The sequence below is a fragment of the Chryseolinea soli genome, from assembly GCF_003589925.1.
Taxonomy (GTDB): Bacteria; Bacteroidota; Bacteroidia; order Cytophagales; family Cyclobacteriaceae; genus Chryseolinea; species Chryseolinea soli.
In genome coordinates this window covers 5,043,417-5,061,350 of sequence record NZ_CP032382.1, presented here as the reverse complement: position 1 = coordinate 5,061,350, position 17,934 = coordinate 5,043,417, and the positions used below count along the sequence as shown (strand labels likewise).

The following is a 17,934-nucleotide window of genomic DNA, read 5'->3' as shown; positions in this document are numbered from 1 at the left end:
AAAACCCCATTTACGGTTTATCAATAGTTATCCTTTCCCTATTCAAAATTTCTAGACCCTCCGTTAAAAAACCTTGAAGAATCTTATCCTCTTCTTCTATGGCCTTTTGCACTTCTGAGCGCCTTTTTAAGGTATACTCTGAATCCGGTTCAATGCCTTGTGATTCCTTCAAAAAAACATCGGCTTGATGATAAAGTTGTTTGCTACTATAAAGATTACCCATATTTGCCAAAATCCACCCTTGTTTGTCATGCTTAGAAAGACTTAAGCCTTTATCATAAGCGACAAATGCAAGATCAAATAAATCTAAATCATAATAACAATTCCCCAAATGGCAAGAGTAAGTAGCATTGGATTCATCCAATGACACAAGCTTACTATATAAAACGAGTCTAAGTTTAGTTAGACCTAGATCCTGGGCAAGAGCAGCAAATTCAGAAATTACCTCCTCATCACCAGGAAAGGCTCTCATCGAAGAATTTAGTAAATTTATTGCTTCTTCCTTCTTATCCAATTTTATATAGACTTTTGACAGCTCTAAAGCTATTAATGGCTCATTCGAGATAGCAAAATATTCCTCCAAAAGTTTCATTGCCTCTTCTTTTTTATTAATCGCACTTAAACACTTCGCCTTTTGAACGGTAAGACTGATTTTCTTTTCAGAGTTCCGCAATCCCTCGTCAGCAATTTTTACGGCATCATAATAATTCTTTTGCCAAGAAAATGTTTGAGATAATCTCAAATATGGAATATTTGATCCCGGTGTGGAGGCAATTAATTTCTCAAACTGTTTTCGACCATTAACTGGTTCCTTGCAAAACTCCACATAACAAAGCCATGATTTAAGGTTAATTTTCTCTAAAGCATCCTTCTCTTTATTAATTTTATTTTTTAGAACAGAAATAGCTTCATCATATTTCTTTTCGTCAGCTAGACCAAACCAGCTTGTCTCACGTTCAACAGTCTTTGAATCATTTTTAAACTCAGTTTCTGGTTCATTTTGTACAACCGTTACACGGCTGGGAGTCTTCCCGATTGCTTCCTTGATTTTATGGCATAGGCCACCAGTGGCCGCCTGCAAGTTTTTATCACTTCTATTGGATTCGTATTTTGCAATATTTACCCCAAGCAAATCAGTAGGCAAATGAATGTCGGGTTTGTCCGGAGTGACTATGAAGCATTTGTTTCTCCCTAATTTTCCAATAAAAAGTCCCAGCTCAAATAAAACATTATCCCTAACTGCTAAATTTTTTTTTCCTCGGATATTTAAAATATCGTCTGGTGTAAATACAAATACCCCAAAATCCGAATTATCAAGTACAGTAATAAGAGATTCTATTGCGGTCTGAGATAACTGAAAAACTCCCTGATCCCATACGGTAGCCTCCGCAGCATGTTTCAAATTCTCCTGGATTGAATAAGCCACGCTTATTCCCTCAACAGAAGATCCTATAAAAACTTTTGACTTTGACATGATTTCTTTGGACGTTATGATTTTATTTGAATTGTTTTCTTACTTGATCCTTTTTCCAAACTCATTGTCCAAACATAATTGCATCATGGTCTCACGAAATTTAGATCATTGAAATCCAGCCATATGCGTTCCTTACATCAATGAATTTGACCGTGAGAACACTACCATCAAAGCACACAAGATTGCTATTCTTTGTTCAGGCAGAGTATTATCAAAAATCACCTATTTAACATTTCAGATTCCAAGTGTGCTTACGATCGATTGGATCAGGTGGGACATGGAGTCTTGAACTAAAGTAAAAATTTATTCTAATTTTACCAAAAACGTTGTCCTAAGCGCCAACTCCAATGTAAAAACGATTCTTCAACTTTCGTTCGAGAAATGTTGGAGAGCCCATCGTCCCAAACAAAGGACGACTGGATGAAGTTGTTCAAGAACAACGTTCTACTTTACGATGGTGGAATCACAAATAAAATTTAATAAGCACCAGATACTCGCCGGAGCACACTCAAAGATTGTTTGGTCTATATCAGTGTACTAAAGACAAACCACTTTGGGACAGGCATAGATCAGGCGATTGATCAAAATCCATTCTCATTCAACCATGCCAGCGAGTACTCGGCAACATCCTTCCATCCATGATCAACAATCAATGAATGTCCACGGCCTTCGAACAGTTTGAACTCCGTCTTCACCGAAGGCGGATATTTCTTAAGGGCCGCCTGTCCCAGTATAGGCGGTGCGATGTGATCTTTTTCGCCCCCGGTGATCAGCAACGGGCCGCGTGAAGTGTTCGCCGTGTTTACTTTTGTTTGGTTGCCGGCGAAGGTTGCCGTGGCAGCCTGGAAGAGCGGGCGGCATGGGGCGGGAATGGTCCAGCGGTCGTAAAGTTCCTTGGCTTCTTTTTGGGGTAGAGCATTGGCAAACCCGTAAGTGAACTGGCCAAACGTGAGTGACTTTGCTTTTTTAAAATTGAAGGGATTGCCCAACACCGGGAACGATGCTCTCAGGGCCGAGAAAGGTAGTTGCCGCACGCCTTTCATCGGTGCGGGATCGATCGCGATGCCCGCGGCAGCTATGCCACGACCCAAGATCACTTGCGCCAGGAGTCCCCCGAAAGAATGACCGATAACTATGGGTGGTTCTGCGAGTTTGGCGATCACTTTTGCATAACCATCGGCAATTTCAGTGACGCCCCGGTTGGCGATCATCTGCGGATTGGCGCGGCAAGCTTTTACGGTGTCGGAGTCGCCCGGCCACGGCGGATTCAGAGGAGTATAGCCATGTTGTTGAAAGAAGTCCATCCAGGGTTGCCAAGAGCTGGCATGGATCCAAAGCCCGTGGATGAAAACGATCGGTCTTTTTGCCATATGCGGGTTGGTTTGGGATGATTAAGGAGTACAACAAGATAATCAATAGTTATCATTTTCGCTCCAAAATCACAGCGGCACTCAGGCCCTCAGCATTTCGAATTGCAGGGAAACAAGCTACCCCTCGCGTTGCCCCCAATTCCCGAAGAAGGATGAAACCAGGCGAACGCATATGCCTTTCGAATAATAGCTTTTTCGAAGCCCGCAATACCTCGTCAAATTTATCGCTATCTTAGAATACGTAAGTTCTATCCGAATGCATATGCATCACACCGTTGTCCAAAAAATATCCCGCCAGCATTTTGTCCGCATCACGCTTTGGCTCTTGTTCCTGGCGGCGACAACGGGTTCCAAAGCACAATCTGTTTTTATCACACGAACCGGAGAAAAATATCACGAGGGTTCATGCGTGCACTTGCACTCCAGCAAGATTCCCATCACACTGAGTGAAGCCAGGAAACGTGGCTACACCGCCTGTAGCGTTTGCCGGCCCGACGCACAGGTATTGCCTGCAGCGGATCTCCCCGCAAAGACAGATTCAACAACAAACGAAAAACAGGCGTCAACACAGTGCACTGCCACAACAAAAGCCGGCACGCGCTGCAAACGCGCGGCGAGTTCGAATGGACGATGCTGGCAGCACCAGTAACCCAACTTTCAAAAGAGCACGTCGGCCGACTGTAAACAAAATGTTGACGCCCCTTGCACATCCCAACACTGCGGGAACCAACCTCAAGCCTCTGTTATGCGTTAGCAACCCTGATGTACGAACCCCTCTTCGCCTACCTCGAACAACGCTTCCCCCTTTCGGACGACGACAAAGCCGCCATTGCCTCGGTGGTGACGCACAGAACCTTGAAGAAGGGTGAGTTCCTGCTGCGCGAGGGAGATGCCGCGCGGGTGGGTGCTTTTGTGGCGAAAGGTTTTTTGAGAAGCTATGTGATCGACAACAAAGGCAAAGAACACATCATCCAGTTTGCTCCCGAAAATTGGTGGGTTAGCGACAAGTCGGGCATGAATCCCGATACCGCCGCCAGTTTTTTTATCGACGCCATTGAAGACTCTGACGTGTTGTTAATGGATCTCTCCGGACACCTCATGCTCATGGACAAAGTTCCCGGCTATGCCAAGTCGTTCCAGGCCGGCATACAAAAGCGCGCCACCGCCAAAGACACCCGCATCATCAATTCGCTCACCGCCACCGCCGAAGAGCGGTACGACGATTTTATAAAGAGCTACCCTTCCATCGCCGTGCGCGTGCCACAACATATGTTGGCCAGCTACCTGGGCATTACACCGGAAACCCTCAGCCGCATTCGCAAGCTTCAGTCTCGCAAGCGCTAGCCCTCACTCCCTTCGATCTTGATATAGATCAATGCCGACGCCCTGACGCGCCGATACTTTTGTTCAAAAATCAAACAGTTATGAACAAAAGAAAAAAATTCCTCTCCTGGACGCCGTCGGTTCTGATGGCCGTGATCATCGGCGGTGGCGCGATCATGAAACTGGCCGCTGCACCATTTTTAGTAAACCTCTATGCACAAATCGGACTTCTGCCCTACCTGCCCTGGCTTGGTATGACGGAGCTGCTGTTTGTGGCACTCTTTCTCTTCAACCGATCGATGCCCATCGGGTTCCTGTTGCTGACCGGATATTTCGGCGGTGCTATGACCGTCGAGTTGTCGCACGGAACGGTGCCGTTTGCTCCGGGTATTATTCTCAGCGGCGTGTGGGTGGCCGCCTATGTGCGACAGGCAAACCTTTTCAAGTCCACGGCTAGTCGCGATGTTAAATCCTTAACCGAAGCTGCGCGATGAAGATCAACCTGGGAAATTTGAAAAACCTCGCGCACGAAGTTGACGCCGCCCCTGCGGGTTGGTTCAAGAAATGGTTCGACTCCTCCTTCTACCACCAACTCTATGCACACCGCAGCCAAAAGGAAGCCGCGGATTTTATAAACGAGTTGCTGGACAAGCTCCAGCCCGAACCTGCGGCCCGCATGCTCGACCTCGGCTGTGGCGCAGGTCGCCATGCCAAGTTTCTGGCTTCGAAGGGATTCAGTGTCACCGGTCTTGACTTGGCCGGGTCCAGCATCCAGGCGGCGCGGCAATATGAGACCACCAATCTCCAATTCTATCGCCACGATATGCGCGTGCCCTTTGGGGCAAGCTACTTCGATTATGTCTTCAACTTCTTCACCAGCTTCGGCTACTTCGACACCGATGCCGAGAACCACGACGTGATCCGAAATATTGCGAACACACTGAAACCGGGTGGCATCCTAGTGATGGACTACCTGAATGTGGCTTATTCTGAAGCGCACCTCGTGCCCCGCGAAGAAAAAGAGATCGACGGTGTCGCCTATCACATCAGCCGGCATGCTGACGAGAAGCATTTCTATAAAAAGATCGTGATCGACAACCTGCAGGCCGACGGACCTTTCGAATACACCGAACGGGTAGCCAAACTTTCACTGAACGATTTTCAAGTCCTCTTTGAAGTGCACGGTTTGATCTTGCTCACCGTATTCGGCGACTACCAACTGAACGACTACGACGTTGCCACGTCACCCCGATTGATCCTTCACGCTCAAAAGAAAACGAAATGAACACCTCCAAAAAACAAAATACCCTAAGCCGTCGCAAGCTCATCAGCACACTGGGCATGGCGTGTTTCACCCTGCCCGCTGCCCATTCATTCGCCACTCAACCCAACCCAAACATGAGAGCGCCGGGCACGGGCGGCATGAAGACCATCGGCATACTGGGTGGTCTGGGACCACAAGCCACGCTCGACCTGGAGGCGCAGATCCATCTTGCCTCGCAACGACTGATCCCTCCCCAGATCAACAGCGGGTACCCGCCGCTCCTCGTGGCCTATCACCGCCGTCCGCCGTTTGTGGTGAAAGGTGATGCCCTCGTGTTCCCCCTCCAACCTGATCCCGAACTGTTGGAGCTTGCCAAGCAACTGGGTGCCGTGGTGGACTTTATGATCATCGCATCCAATGGTGCACACCTCGTTCAAAAGGAAATAGAAGAAGCTTCGGGGAGAAAGGTATTGAGTATGATCGACGTTACCTTGCAAGAAGTGGCGCGACGGAACTGGCGCACGGTGGGTGTGGCCGGATTTAAAAATGCGATGGTATACATTCAAAAGTTTAAGGCCCTGGGATTGATCCCCGCGACCATCGATGAAGCGTTGCAACAAAAACTGGATGCCTCCATCATGCGGGTCATGGAAGGGCGCGACACCGCCGAAGATCATGCCGTTGCGCTCGAGGTGGTGTCGCAGTTGCGCAAGCAAAATGTCGACGGCATCATTCCCGGGTGCACGGAGATCCCACTTTTATTAAAAGAAAATCTGGACAGTGTCGGCTTTGTTCATCCCATTCAATTACTGGCGGAGGCCGCGGTGAAGCAAGCCATGATCTGATAGCTTATACAAAAAAAAAGAGGCTGCGTTTCCGCAACCTCCCGGGAAATAAATCCCACCCAAACAATATGAAAAAAAACTAATGTACGTCCCAGAATATTTTGGTATCGCGGGTGTCTTTGGATTGCACCGACTCGTAGTTTGTGGCGTTGTAAACCTTCTCGGAATCGGGATAGAGCAGACGTGAAGGAGGATTGACCGAGCCCGGTGTGCCGGTGTCGGGCACGAACGTGAGCTGGGGATATTTTGTCCTTCTCACTTCCGACCAGCCCTGAATGGACTGCATGAAGCCGAAGTCCACCCATTTTTGGGTCCAGATCTTCGCGAGCTTTTCGTCTGTCGTTCCGGTGTAGGCCACGGTGGCGCTTGCCAGCAAGTCAGAGACTTCGGTGGGTGTGAGTGCGTCTTCCGCGGGCACACCCCTGAAGGTCGCTCCGACATTGTTGAGGTAAAAAACAAAGTCGACGGCTTGCTTGACGGCCTTCTCATAGGCAGTCTGTGCCTGTGCCGTGCTTCCCCAGCGTTCGAAAGCCTCTGCCCTGATGAAGTTCACTTCGGCGGCGGTGATCACAATACCGGGGAATTTGGTGTTGAACATGAACGTTGTAGAGTCCAGAACAGCATACTTACCCGCTGCGATATTGGTTTCCTGGTCGGTCGAAGGAATGTTCGCCGGCATGCTGTAGTAGTCTGCGTTCGGTACTTTCGTTTTCGTATTCACGTTCTTATCAAACAGCACGCGGATGCGGGGATCGTTGGCCGGTCTCAGAACATTTTCCATCAGGTATTCCGGGGCGAGGTGCGACTCGAGTTCCGTGACGGCGTTGCGCATGTAATCGGTATAGGTGGTCAACGGCGATAGTAAGATGTTGTTTGTGGTTTCGTCCACCAAAGGATAGTCACCGGGCGCATTCAGCATCTCCAGGATCTCGGTCTTGGCCTTTTGTTCATTCTGGAAAGAAATGCGCATCAACAAACGGAGACGGATCGAGTTGGCATAGCGTTCCCATTTATCCAAACTTCCCTGAAGCAACATATCTTGTTTTCCAAAAGAGGAGGCAACCAGCGGGTCAAGGCTAGCCGTTGCAAAATAGGCAGCGGATTCCTTCAAGCCTGCGATCAGCGCATTGTAGATTTCATCCGCACTATCAAACTTTGGCGCCTTGGTTTCGCCTGTAAGGTTCAGCATGCCCGCTTCTGAAAAGGGAATGTCGCCAAACAAGTCCACCACTTGCGAGGTCTGATCATAATAAACGATCCGCGCCGCATTCAGGAATACATCGGCCTTGACCTTGTCTTCAGCCGACAGGGTGGCGTATTGTTTCTCGATCTCACGCATGTGGGGTACGATGCCTGCCACGCCATCGCCATTGGGCGTAAAATAATCTTTCCAATAGTCGTTGAGGTAGCTCAACTGTTCCTGATAACGCTTCGGTGTGTTGGGATAGCTCACGATGTTGGTGTAAACGGCGGGGTGCATGACGAGGAGCGTACGAATGTTCCAATAGTCAGCACGCACACGGCGGTTGTCGAGCATCTTGGTGAAGAATTTGTCGATGGAGGCATTCGTGGTTTTCTCCGGATTTTGATATTGTTCTTCGAGCCGGTCCTGGCACGAGGTTGCGCACGCCGCGACAAAAGCGGCAGCGATAATTCCCGCTATATATTTTTGTAAGTTCATATGCTAATGATTTCGTTGATGGGATGGATTAGAAGCTGCCATTGAGAGAGAAGCCAAGACTGCGTGTCGCTGCCAGCGAGCCTTCGTCGATGCCTTGCCGTTGCCAGCTGGATCCGATGGCTACTTCAGGATCGAGATCCTTCATGGTCCTGTACAAGTAGAACAGGTTGCGGCCAATGACCGACACTTTCAGGTTTTGGAAGCGCAACTTTTGCGCGATACTTCTCGGCAAGTTATAGGTCAACGACACTTCGCGCATCTTGATGTAGTCGTTCTTCAGCACGCCTTCTTTCTCATACCAGCCGGAAGCCCAGTAGTATGAGTTGATGTAATAGTTGGCTGCATCCAAGATCTTGGTATTCTTCTCACCGGTGGTCGTTACGCCATCAAGGATAAGGCCGTCGTTGTATTGACCGTTGGTGGCCAGCACTTTGTTGCCGGAACCGTCGACGTTGTACGACAATCCGCCGTGCGCGGCATCGCGGTATTGCATGGTGCTTTCGTACATGCCGGCACCATAGGCATACAAGTGAGGAGCCGAAACCAGTTGTCCACCATAACGGTAGTCGATCAGAAAATTGAGCCCGAAGCCTTTATAGGTCAACGTGTTCGACCATCCGCCTACGCCTTTCGGCAACACGTTGCCTACTTTTTCATAGTTATTGCCTGTGGACATCTGGTAATATCCGTCGCTGTTAATGATGTAGTTACCGTTGCTATCTTTATCGCGTGTGTGGGTATAGATGTCGCCCAGCACATCACCTGCCTTCGCTTTGATGAGCACTGCGCCGGCATCGGCATTGTAGAACGTCATTTCATCCATGCCGGGAGCAAGCTTCATCACACGGGTAACGCTTTTCGCAAAGCTGAATCGCGTGTCCCAACGGAAATTGCCGCTGTTGTAGGGTGTTGCCGACAACCCGATTTCAATGCCCTTGGACGACAACTCGCCCAGGTTGGCCAACACCGACGAAGCACCGTTGCTGGGCGCAAGACTTTGATCGATGATCTGGTCTTTGATGGTGTTCTTATAAACCGTGGCATCGAGGCCGAGTTTGTTTTGGAAGAAAGCCATTTCCAAGCCCAACTCCGTTTCCGTCTTGCGCTCCGGCGCAATGTTGCTGTTACCATAGTTGTTGGCGGCCTGCAGTTGGGTGACCGTACCTTGGGTGGTGGCGAGTGTCTGCTGCGAGTATACAATGTTGGCCGCATAGGGCGACGAGCCGTTGGCAATGCGCGCCTGCGAAACGCGGATCTTACCCAAGCTTATGAAAGACGGCAATTGGAATGCATCGGAGAATACAAAGCCAAGGTTAGCGCTGGGATAGAAATAGCCGTTGTGGCCGGGGGGCAGCGTGGAGGTATATTCCTGGCGCGCCGTGGCTTCTAAATACAGGTATTCTTTAAAGCTTAAGTTCACCATACCCAGGTAGGCATACATGGTGGCCTTCGTACGCGCCGAAGAAGTGGACTTCACGCCATAGGAGTTGTTGAGACTAAACCAGTTTTCCTGCACCAAGCCACCTTCCGTGCTCGATTTCTGATCGATGTAGTTTTGCGAACGCGATTGGAAGCCGCCCATCACCGAAAATGCGAAGTCTTGGTTGAGGTCCTTCGAATAGGTCAAGAGCGCATCGGTGTAAAAAATAGAATACCGGCCTGTCGACAAGGAATAACTTCCGGTTGACGACGACGTGTTGAAGGATGTGGGATATTCATTGTGTCGTTCGATCTCGTTGCGCACGCTGGTAAAATCGTTACCCACGCGGCCTCTCAGCTTCAGTCCTTTGGCGATCTCATAATTCAGCGTGGTGCTGGAAATGATGCGGTCCTGGTATTCGTCGTCGTTGTCGCGCACGTTTCTCCAGAGGTATTCCAGCAAATCGACGGCGCGAATGTTATACTTGATCGCCTCAGCAGGGTTTTTCTGCGGCTGATCGTAGGTAACATATTTATAGCCTTGCGAAGTCTGGTATTTGTTCAGGTAAACATCCATGTAGTCGGCGCGGCTGAAGAAGCCGCCGTAGTTGGCTGCGAGTCGGTTGATCTGCTCGGGGCGATTGTGAATTTTGTTGTTGATATAGTTCACCACGATGTCGGCCGATACTTTATTGCTCAGCTTCACGGTGCTGTTCAAGTTAAAGGTGTTCCGTCCCAGGTCTGAACCGCGCGAGATGCCTTTATAGTCCAGGCGGGTATACGAGAGGCGGAAAGAACCGCGATCGGTGCTGTTCGATACGGCAATGTTGAAGTTGGAGCTTGAGCCCGTGCGATAAAGATCTTTGTAGTTGTCCGGCTGCGCGGAATACGCCCTTGTGCTGCCATCCCACCATGCAACCTGGCGGCCATCCATGCGGGGACCGAATTGAGCCCATGCGCGGAAGATGGGGCGAACGGTTTCGTTCACGCCGTCGCCATCGACATCGGTCGGGATAAAGCCTTCTTCATTGGCGCCAAATGCCGTGGTGTTGGTTTCCCGGTCGTAGCCCGGGCCATAGGTGTTTTGATACTTGGGAGTGAAAGCCACCTTTTCCACGGTAAAATTATAATTGAAATCTACCCCAAGACCATTATGCTTGGTGCCTTTCTTCGTCGTGATCACGATCACGCCGTTGGAAGCTTCCGACCCGTAAAGGGCGGCGGCGCTGGCGCCTTTCAGGATGTTGAGTGACTCGATGTCGGCCGGGTTAATATCGAGAATACCGTTTCCACGGATCTTCTGGTCGTCCCAGTATCCACCGTTGTTGGTGCCGGTGGGCGACTGCTCCATGTTGCGGATCATCACGCCATCGACAACATAGAGGGGTTGGTTGCCTTTCGCATTGATGGAGTTGATGCCCCGGATCTGCACGTTCACGGCGCTGGTGGCACCGCCGGGCGCGGTGGTGATTCTAACCCCGGGCGCCTTTCCATATAAAGCAGAGGCAAAGTTGGTGTTGCCCGCGGCCGTGATCTGGTCGGAGCTGATGGTGCTGGTGGCATAGCCCAGCGCTTTCTTTTCGCGCGAGATACCCAGTGCGGTGACCACAACCTCGCCCAACTGGGTCATGTCCGTTTCCAGGGCGACGTCGAAGGTTGTTCTTCCGCCAACCTGGACTTCCTGCGATGCAAATCCAATAAAAGAGAAGACCAGCGTGGCGCTGTTATCACCTTCCGGAACCTGGATGGTGAAATGTCCATCGGAATCCGTGGTGGTTCCGGTGGTTGAGCCCTTCAGCAACACGGATACGCCCGGTAACGCACTTGCATCCGAAGATGAAGTAACCGTTCCGGTGACCGTTTGGCCATAGGCGGTGAAGCCGATCATCACAAAAATGACCGACAAATACAGTAGTCGTTTTTTCATAGGTCTAGGATTAGGTTTTAAATAAAACACCCCGATTTGAGGTGCCAGCCTAATGCTAAGGTAAAAGGAGGAATCTAAAAGCGCAAGAAAAAAATCATTTCGTTTCCGCACACGGTGACATCGTGTGCGATAACGGAAAATATTCGGGCCTACCCCTTCTGGGGCGAAAAATCTTCTTTAACTTACTTTTAATCTCTCTAAGCTTGCTTTTCGAACCCCCATTTAACTCTATAGTATATTATTAGGAATCGATCCATGAAGGGTACCATTAGAATCAAAGACATTGCAAAAATGGCCAATGTCTCTATCGGAACAGTAGACCGCGTTATTCACAAAAGAGGAGAAGTTTCAACCGAATCGTACCAGAAGGTGATGGCCATCCTGGAGAAAACCGGCTACAAACCGAACCTCATCGCCCGGACCTTGGGCAATCACAAGACCTTTAAAGTGGTGGCCCTGCTCCCCGATGCGGCGCAGGATGAGTATTGGAAAATGGCACACGAGGGGGTTCTGAAGGCGGAAAAGGACTGGGCGCAATACGGCGTGGCCATCAAGGTCACATCGTTCGACCTATACGACAAGAAGTCATTCAAGAAAAACTTCGCCGCCGCCATCAAGTTCGCTCCCGACGGCATCCTCACGGCCCCGATCTTCTACCAGGAGGCGATCGACTATTTCGAGCAGTGCAAGACCCAGAAGATCCCGTTTGCCGTCTTCAACAACAACATCCCCAAGACCGGATCCCTCACCTTCATCGGCCAGGACCTCTATGAGAGCGGCATGGTAGGCGCGGAGCTGTTGCACATCAACCAACAGCAACCCGGCACCTATGCGATGTTGCACGTGTACGACGACATCCACAGCTCCGTTCACTTGTCGGAAAAAGAAAAGGGGTTCAAGCACTATTTCAATAGCGTGAAAACACACAAGTGCACCGTGTTGAGCGTCGACTTGAATGTGACCCACGAGCCCACCCTCGAGAAAGAACTCAACCAACTTCTGAATACCCCCGACCTGAAGGGGATCATGGTGACCACTTCCAAGGGCGCCTCGGTCGTTTCACGGCTCCTGGAAAAACACGGCAAGAACGGGATCCGGTTGGTGGCCTACGATCTGCTGGAACAGAACATCTACTACCTAAAAAAGGGAATCATCGATTTTCTGATCAATCAGAATTCAAAACGGCAGGCCTTTACGGGAATCAACCAACTGGCAAGCCACCTGGTCTTTAAAAAGGACGTGTTGTCAAATTATTTCTTTCCGTTAGAGATCATTACGAAAAGCAATTTGAATTCGCATTTGCAGGGGGCGGATCATTAGGGTCGAGAGAACCATAGCTCTCTGAAATTGTTTTCCTGGAATGAATGCTCGCTCTACGTACATTCTATAAAATATCCACACTCCAATGTCAATCGCCATAAAACGGGTCTATGAACCTTTTTCAAAAACGGATGGCTACCGCATCTTGGTCGACCGGCTGTGGCCGCGCGGTATAAAAAAGGAAGATGCTCATGTGGATCAATGGCTGAAAGAGATCGCTCCCTCGACGGCGTTGCGGAAATGGTTCAATCACGAGCCGGAGAAGTGGAAATCGTTCCTGACAAAATATAAGGCCGAACTAAAGGGGTCTGCCGCGCTGGACGAATTGCTGGCTTTGTTGAAACAACACAAAACTGTCACACTACTGTATGGCGCAAAGGACGAACAACATAACCAGGCGGTGGCGTTAACAAAGTTCATAGGATAGCCATGCCGTTGAAAGCACTTGCTTTTTTGTTCAAATATTCCCTATCTTTATCATAGCACCGTTTTAGCCATAAGTTTACTCTCCGGTCGCTTCGTTTCAACCCTCAAAAAAATATTCAATAAAATTAAGTTATAACTTAATTTATGATTACTTTTACCGTTGCAAGAATATCCCAGTTCGATTCGACAATACAACGCGTTTATAAGCTTATACGCGATAGCAAGTGTTTATTGGACCCGTTTATAGAGGAATATGAAGACTCAAATTTGGAAGGGGAGCTAACCGCTATCTATCAAATTATTGAAGACGTTGCCAATTGCAAAGTCCATCCCAAATGTAAAAAGCTTCGACTTGGCAAGAGCAAAATCCAGGGGTACGAGGCAAAATCAAAACATTTAAGAACATATTTCTTTCATGAAAAAGGAACCGGCCAAATCGTTGTTATCGGAGGTACAAAGAAGAATCAAGCCCAGGACATTGACCGGTTCAAGAAAATAATAAAAGAATATCAACGCTTTAAAGGGGGTTAAAATGATCTCAAAACACAAGCTTTTCAAACATCCCGACTACTTGTTGTCGAAATATCAGGCTGAAGTGTATCGCCAATTGCAGCAATACATGGACGATCACAGCCTCACGCAAAAAGAAATTGCCGATCATTTGGGGGTAAGCAGCTCTTACGTGAACCAGGTGTTAAAAGGCAATTTCAATTTCACGCTAAAGAAATTGATCGAACTATCGCTCATGATGGGCAAAGTCCCCACACTTGAATTTGTGAGCATCAACGACTATTTAATCCGTGAGGGGAATGGGGATTCAAGGAGCCCTTTGGGTGATCGCGCCACCGAGAAGGTTCCGGCCGCTCGCATGAAAAGTAAACGTTCCGGGAAGTCCCCTGGAAAAACCAGCGCGGTTAAACCGGCCAGAAGAAACTGATCGGCGACCAGATATATCGCCAAATGTTAGTTTGTTGACCGGCTCTCGTTCATTTCGGGAAAATGGCGCTTATACTTATGTTCCAACGCTGACCCTGCATGTCCGGGTGATCCTTGTCCGCTACCCCGTACAAACTCTCATATCTTTACCAAAAGCTTGACGAATTCATATTGACTCAACCAACCTATGCTCAAATGCGTTTGAGAGAAAAGTCAGGACCTTCTAACTCAAAATGAAAATGAAAGCAATACTATCCGGGATAACCTTTTTTGTGATCATCTTTTTAGCCGGTTGCACCCGCGAACAACCCAAAGATGTAGGTACCACTATCCGCATCGACAACATTGTTGATTTAACTCATACCCTTACGTCGGATTTTCCTTTCATCCCTGTAAAAAAATTGACCTACCCCTTTGCGCTAATTCCTATGGCAACTTTAAAGGACAATGGCGTCGAAGCAAACTCCTGGAAAATACACGAACATTTAGGCACGCATACCGACGCCCCCAATCATTTCATCGCGAATCAAAAATCGCTGGATCAATTGGAATTAAAAGACCTCATTGTTCCCGTCGTGGTTATCGACATTGAAGAGAAAGCATCAAAAAACAGCGATGCCGTGTTAACCGTTGAGGATATCATGACCTTTGAAAAAGCGTTTGGAAAAATACCCGACCACGCCTGTGTGATGATGTATTCCGGTTGGGAGAAACATTTAAGAGACTCCTTGTTTGTTGGATTGGATAGTCAACAGGTAAAACACTATCCGGGGTTTTCGAATGACGCCATAAAATTCTTAGTTGAAGAAAGAAATATTGCCGGCATTGGTGTTGATGTATTGTCCTTTGACCCGGGGATCGATGAAAATTATACCGGACACAAAACCCTTTTTGAAGCTGGAAAATGGGGCGTAGAATGCGTGGCCAACCTGGATAAAATCCCAAAAACAGGTGCGACCGTGATCGTGGCCGCACCAAAAGTGGGAAAAGCTACAGGCGGATTTTCAAGGATCATTGCCGTTTGGTAAACACCGGCAGGAATCCAGTAAAAACTTGATAACCGACGCGTTTGCTACAACGTTAGCTTGGCGACCTTCACTACGTTGTCCTTGTCATCTGTCCAGGCAAAAAACAGTTCGTTGCCCGACTTTGTCATCTGGGGGAAACCGCTCGACCTGGCCTCCGATGACGACGCAATGGTCAGCGATGAATCCTTTGTTCCATCGGCATGTACCTTTGCTGCCTTGATCGTAGTGCCCTCCATCCAACTGACCATGATCGATTCATCTTCCAGCATAACGATATCCACCCTGCCAATGGCCCTGCCCTCGTCCACCTGAACAGGATGACCAAAAGACTTTCCTCCATCCTGTGAAAAAATCACGCTTACTTTCGATCTGCCTTCAGACACCGTATACCAGGCAATGGCGAGAAAATTTCCGTTGGCCACCACGCGTGGTCCATTCACGGGGCATCCCGCGATTTTCCAGTTGTCATGATGAATCTCTTCCGGCTTTGTCCAGGCGTTGTTCACGAAGCGCACAATGGACATATCGCGAATTTCACCTTCCGAACGATCCCGATACACGACTACGGGCCCACTCTCGGTCAGGGCTGCACTGGTTTGGCAACAATCACAGGTACGATCATCCAATTCCCATTCCTTTATTTTATTCCCCTCTTTATCGACAATCGCCGCGCGCAAACTCATCGGGCCCTGGTGTCCATCATGATTTTCCATTCCCTCGGCCACCGTATTTCTACCGTCCAACCAGGCAAAGAAAAAATGCTCCTGATAAGGAAGCATGGACACAAAGCCATGTTCGGCTTCCTTCCCGTCGTCGTGCAGCGTTATGGGAGCTTTCCATGTTTTGCCATGGTCCGGAGAAGAGGTCACCTTCACATTATAAGAATAGGTTCCTTCTCCATTTTTCTCCAGGTAATGTGCCAGCAGATCTTTCCCTGACGATGCGATCATGGGATAGTCCGCCCAGTTCACAAACCAATTCTTTCCCGAATCGATCAGGATCGGTTCAGACCATTTCCCCACGGCCAGGCTGGAATATTTAAACGCCTGGTGACCCTCCATTTTTTCCAACCACGACAAGTAGACTTTTCCTTTCTCATCGGTAAACAGGTAAGGCTCGCCGCTGCCTTCCTTCGCCGGCGAATCCATGGCGATGACCGTCGCGGTTTCATTTGTTTTCTGAACACTACAGCCGGCAACCAGCAACAACGACAAGGCGAGAAACGGGTATCTATTCATGGCTGTCGATGATTTTAGTGAGTAGTTCGATGTTGGCTGCCTCGTCCCATTCGCGATAGCCTGTCTCTGAAAAGACCAGTTCGCCCGCAGGATCAATGATGTAGGTGGTGGGCAATGCCGGAATATTGAGTTCTTCCAGGTTTTGCAACTGCACATAGTGAATGTCTAGATTTCGTTTTGTAGCAAAGCCCTGAATTTGTTCGACCGACTCATTGGAGGCCACCATAAATTCAATGTTCCGGTCTTTCAGAATATTTTTTGCTCTTTCGATGGAGGGCATCTCTTTGATGCAAGGCCCACACCAGGTTGCCCAAAAGTTGATGAAAATGGTTTTCCCTCGATGTTGATCTAACGCAATGGCCTCATTGTTCAACTCGTTGATCTTGATCTTGGTGGTGATGCTCTCCTTTACCTCCGGTGCGGCCGCTTGTTCTGAAGTTTTACTTCCGCATCCTGGCATACTCCATAAAAGCATGGCACACGCCAAAGTTGTGACAAGCCTGGCGTCATGGCGCTTGAATGGCGTGGCTGTGTATTTCATTACTAAATGTTCCATGTTCTCGTGACTGCGTTTAGATCATACAATTTTCTCATACATAAGAGATCTGGAATGGCGCCAAAAGGGACACCATCCGTTCTAAATTTTATGGCATACAAATACCTGTTCGGCGCTTAGTGCTCGTGCTCACCGTGCATTTTTGTGCTGTCGGCGTTCACCGCTACCAGCTTCATTCCACACTTGGAGCAGGCATCCCCTTCTTTACCCGTTACTTCAGGATGCATGGGGCAGGCATATGCCATTTGTGTTGAGTCCATTTCCATTTCATCGTGGTGCGCGGTCGTGTCACCTTCCCCATGATGGTGTTCTTCTGTGCCGTGTTCTTTTTTGCCACCGCAGCTGGAAATCAATACTGCGGAAGTAAATAGCCCGGCGATGACAACGGTCGTCATTAAGATTGTTTTTTTCATAGTTATGGGGTTTGAGTTTAGCAAAAGATTAAAAGATTAATGATGATGTCCTTTTTCCAAATATTTTCCTTGTGGGCCGATGCCTTCGAGGTGCACCAGCTGCGCGCCGTAATGTCCTGCCAGGGCCACGCTGCATCCCGATAGGACAAGGGCCATGGCAATGACCGCCATGGCCCACCGTTTTGTTTTGAAGAAAAATAAATTCACGACTTGCAACAGCAAACTGATTACGCCGATGTTGATGGTCCAGTCCGCCCATGTATCGTGTTGTTCCAATACGCTTTTGGCGTGGTCGCTGATCCCATGGGTGTGCGGGTGAAAATTCCTTCCGGCCATCCATGCCGCCAACACCCCAATCAAAAGAATGCCGGTGATGATCCAGGCAATTTCCTTTTTGATCAGGATCAGGTTCAGCAGTTGGAGAACTGCGGCCACCATGATCAGTACGATGGCAAAATGGACAATGAGCGGATGAAGCGTGGGGAAGTCACCGAGGTCTGCCGTGACCTTGGATGGGTTATTTGCCACGGCCCCATCATGATGATGGGCGGTATCGCCGTGAACTTGTTCAGGGTTTGTTACAATACTGTCCTGCGCGTTGTTTTTATGCCCTTGATGTGCCTCTGTCGGCATTGAAATAGAAAGCAGCAGTGCCATCACTAGCACGAGTCTTGTTTTCATGTTAAATTCTTTTTTTACCAAAACATCGGCAGC

The 17,934-nt window shown here is 48.9% G+C and carries 18 protein-coding genes; 10 read left to right on the top strand and 8 right to left on the bottom strand.

The features are described 5' to 3' along the window. Positions 1-10 precede the first annotated feature (10 nt). Positions 11-1,474 (bottom strand): TIR domain-containing protein, encoded by a 1,464-nt coding sequence (locus D4L85_RS21535; RefSeq protein ID WP_119756241.1) that lies wholly within the window; start codon positions 1,472-1,474, stop codon positions 11-13. A 581-nt stretch (positions 1,475-2,055) separates the two neighbouring features. After that, complete coding sequence (locus D4L85_RS21530) at positions 2,056-2,844, bottom strand: alpha/beta hydrolase (protein ID WP_119756240.1); 789 nt, start codon at positions 2,842-2,844, stop codon at positions 2,056-2,058. Between the two features lie 262 nt (positions 2,845-3,106). Here D4L85_RS21530 and D4L85_RS21525 point away from each other — a divergent pair, with 262 nt between their 5' ends. From D4L85_RS21525 to D4L85_RS21505, 5 genes are all read left to right on the top strand, one after another. Next, positions 3,107-3,493: a DUF5763 domain-containing protein gene (locus D4L85_RS21525; RefSeq protein ID WP_160143902.1), complete on the top strand. Its 387-nt coding sequence runs from the start codon at positions 3,107-3,109 to the stop codon at positions 3,491-3,493. A gap of 113 nt (positions 3,494-3,606) precedes the next feature. Next, entirely contained in the window at positions 3,607-4,188 is a 582-nt protein-coding gene (locus D4L85_RS21520) for a Crp/Fnr family transcriptional regulator (RefSeq protein WP_119756238.1), read from the top strand. 80 nt (positions 4,189-4,268) lie between these two features. Continuing rightward, entirely contained in the window at positions 4,269-4,661 is a 393-nt protein-coding gene (locus D4L85_RS21515) for a DoxX family protein (RefSeq protein ID WP_119756237.1), read from the top strand. After that, entirely contained in the window at positions 4,658-5,452 is a 795-nt protein-coding gene (locus tag D4L85_RS21510) for a class I SAM-dependent methyltransferase (protein ID WP_119756236.1), read from the top strand. Before D4L85_RS21515 ends, D4L85_RS21510 begins: the two co-directional genes overlap by 4 nt. Next, on the top strand, positions 5,449-6,276 hold the full coding sequence (locus D4L85_RS21505; RefSeq protein ID WP_119756235.1) for an aspartate/glutamate racemase family protein: 828 nt from the start codon (positions 5,449-5,451) through the stop codon (positions 6,274-6,276). The genes D4L85_RS21510 and D4L85_RS21505 overlap by 4 nt, the downstream gene beginning before the upstream one ends. Before the next feature lie 79 nt (positions 6,277-6,355). Here D4L85_RS21505 and D4L85_RS21500 read toward each other — a convergent pair whose 3' ends face one another. Together D4L85_RS21500 and D4L85_RS21495 are read right to left on the bottom strand one after the other, a co-directional pair. Continuing rightward, the gene (locus D4L85_RS21500) at positions 6,356-7,957 is read right to left on the bottom strand and encodes a SusD/RagB family nutrient-binding outer membrane lipoprotein (RefSeq protein WP_119756234.1); all 1,602 of its coding nucleotides are present in this window, start codon (positions 7,955-7,957) and stop codon (positions 6,356-6,358) included. 28 nt (positions 7,958-7,985) lie between these two features. Next, positions 7,986-11,303 carry a SusC/RagA family TonB-linked outer membrane protein gene (locus D4L85_RS21495; protein ID WP_119756233.1) on the bottom strand — a complete coding sequence of 1,106 codons (3,318 nt, stop codon included), beginning with the start codon at positions 11,301-11,303 and terminating at the stop codon, positions 7,986-7,988. 255 nt (positions 11,304-11,558) lie between these two features. Between D4L85_RS21495 and D4L85_RS21490 the strand changes: the two genes are divergently transcribed. The 5 genes from D4L85_RS21490 (at position 11,559) to D4L85_RS21470 (ending at position 15,013) form a co-directional block, all read left to right on the top strand. After that, entirely contained in the window at positions 11,559-12,623 is a 1,065-nt protein-coding gene (locus D4L85_RS21490) for a substrate-binding domain-containing protein (protein WP_119756232.1), read from the top strand. Between the two features lie 85 nt (positions 12,624-12,708). After that, positions 12,709-13,050 (top strand): DUF488 domain-containing protein, encoded by a 342-nt coding sequence (locus D4L85_RS21485; protein ID WP_174236167.1) that lies wholly within the window; start codon positions 12,709-12,711, stop codon positions 13,048-13,050. Between the two features lie 143 nt (positions 13,051-13,193). Continuing rightward, on the top strand, positions 13,194-13,580 hold the full coding sequence (locus D4L85_RS21480; RefSeq protein ID WP_119756231.1) for a hypothetical protein: 387 nt from the start codon (positions 13,194-13,196) through the stop codon (positions 13,578-13,580). Between the two features lies 1 nt (position 13,581). Beyond that, the gene (locus D4L85_RS21475; protein WP_119756230.1) at positions 13,582-13,986 is read left to right on the top strand and encodes a helix-turn-helix domain-containing protein; all 405 of its coding nucleotides are present in this window, start codon (positions 13,582-13,584) and stop codon (positions 13,984-13,986) included. Between the two features lie 238 nt (positions 13,987-14,224). Then, positions 14,225-15,013 carry a cyclase family protein gene (locus D4L85_RS21470; protein WP_160143901.1) on the top strand — a complete coding sequence of 263 codons (789 nt, stop codon included), beginning with the start codon at positions 14,225-14,227 and terminating at the stop codon, positions 15,011-15,013. 44 nt (positions 15,014-15,057) lie between these two features. Here the strand turns inward: D4L85_RS21470 and D4L85_RS21465 are convergent, their stop codons facing one another. The 4 genes from D4L85_RS21465 to D4L85_RS21450 form a co-directional block, all read right to left on the bottom strand. After that, the gene (locus D4L85_RS21465; protein WP_160143900.1) at positions 15,058-16,251 is read right to left on the bottom strand and encodes a sialidase family protein; all 1,194 of its coding nucleotides are present in this window, start codon (positions 16,249-16,251) and stop codon (positions 15,058-15,060) included. Further along, positions 16,244-16,807 carry a TlpA family protein disulfide reductase gene (locus D4L85_RS21460; protein ID WP_119756227.1) on the bottom strand — a complete coding sequence of 188 codons (564 nt, stop codon included), beginning with the start codon at positions 16,805-16,807 and terminating at the stop codon, positions 16,244-16,246. The genes D4L85_RS21465 and D4L85_RS21460 overlap by 8 nt, the downstream gene beginning before the upstream one ends. 116 nt (positions 16,808-16,923) lie before the next feature. Continuing rightward, positions 16,924-17,220 carry a heavy metal-binding domain-containing protein gene (locus D4L85_RS34690; RefSeq protein WP_185154859.1) on the bottom strand — a complete coding sequence of 99 codons (297 nt, stop codon included), beginning with the start codon at positions 17,218-17,220 and terminating at the stop codon, positions 16,924-16,926. A 36-nt stretch (positions 17,221-17,256) separates the two neighbouring features. Then, positions 17,257-17,901 (bottom strand): DUF2231 domain-containing protein, encoded by a 645-nt coding sequence (locus D4L85_RS21450; protein WP_119758891.1) that lies wholly within the window; start codon positions 17,899-17,901, stop codon positions 17,257-17,259. Between the last annotated feature and the right edge of the window lie 33 nt (positions 17,902-17,934).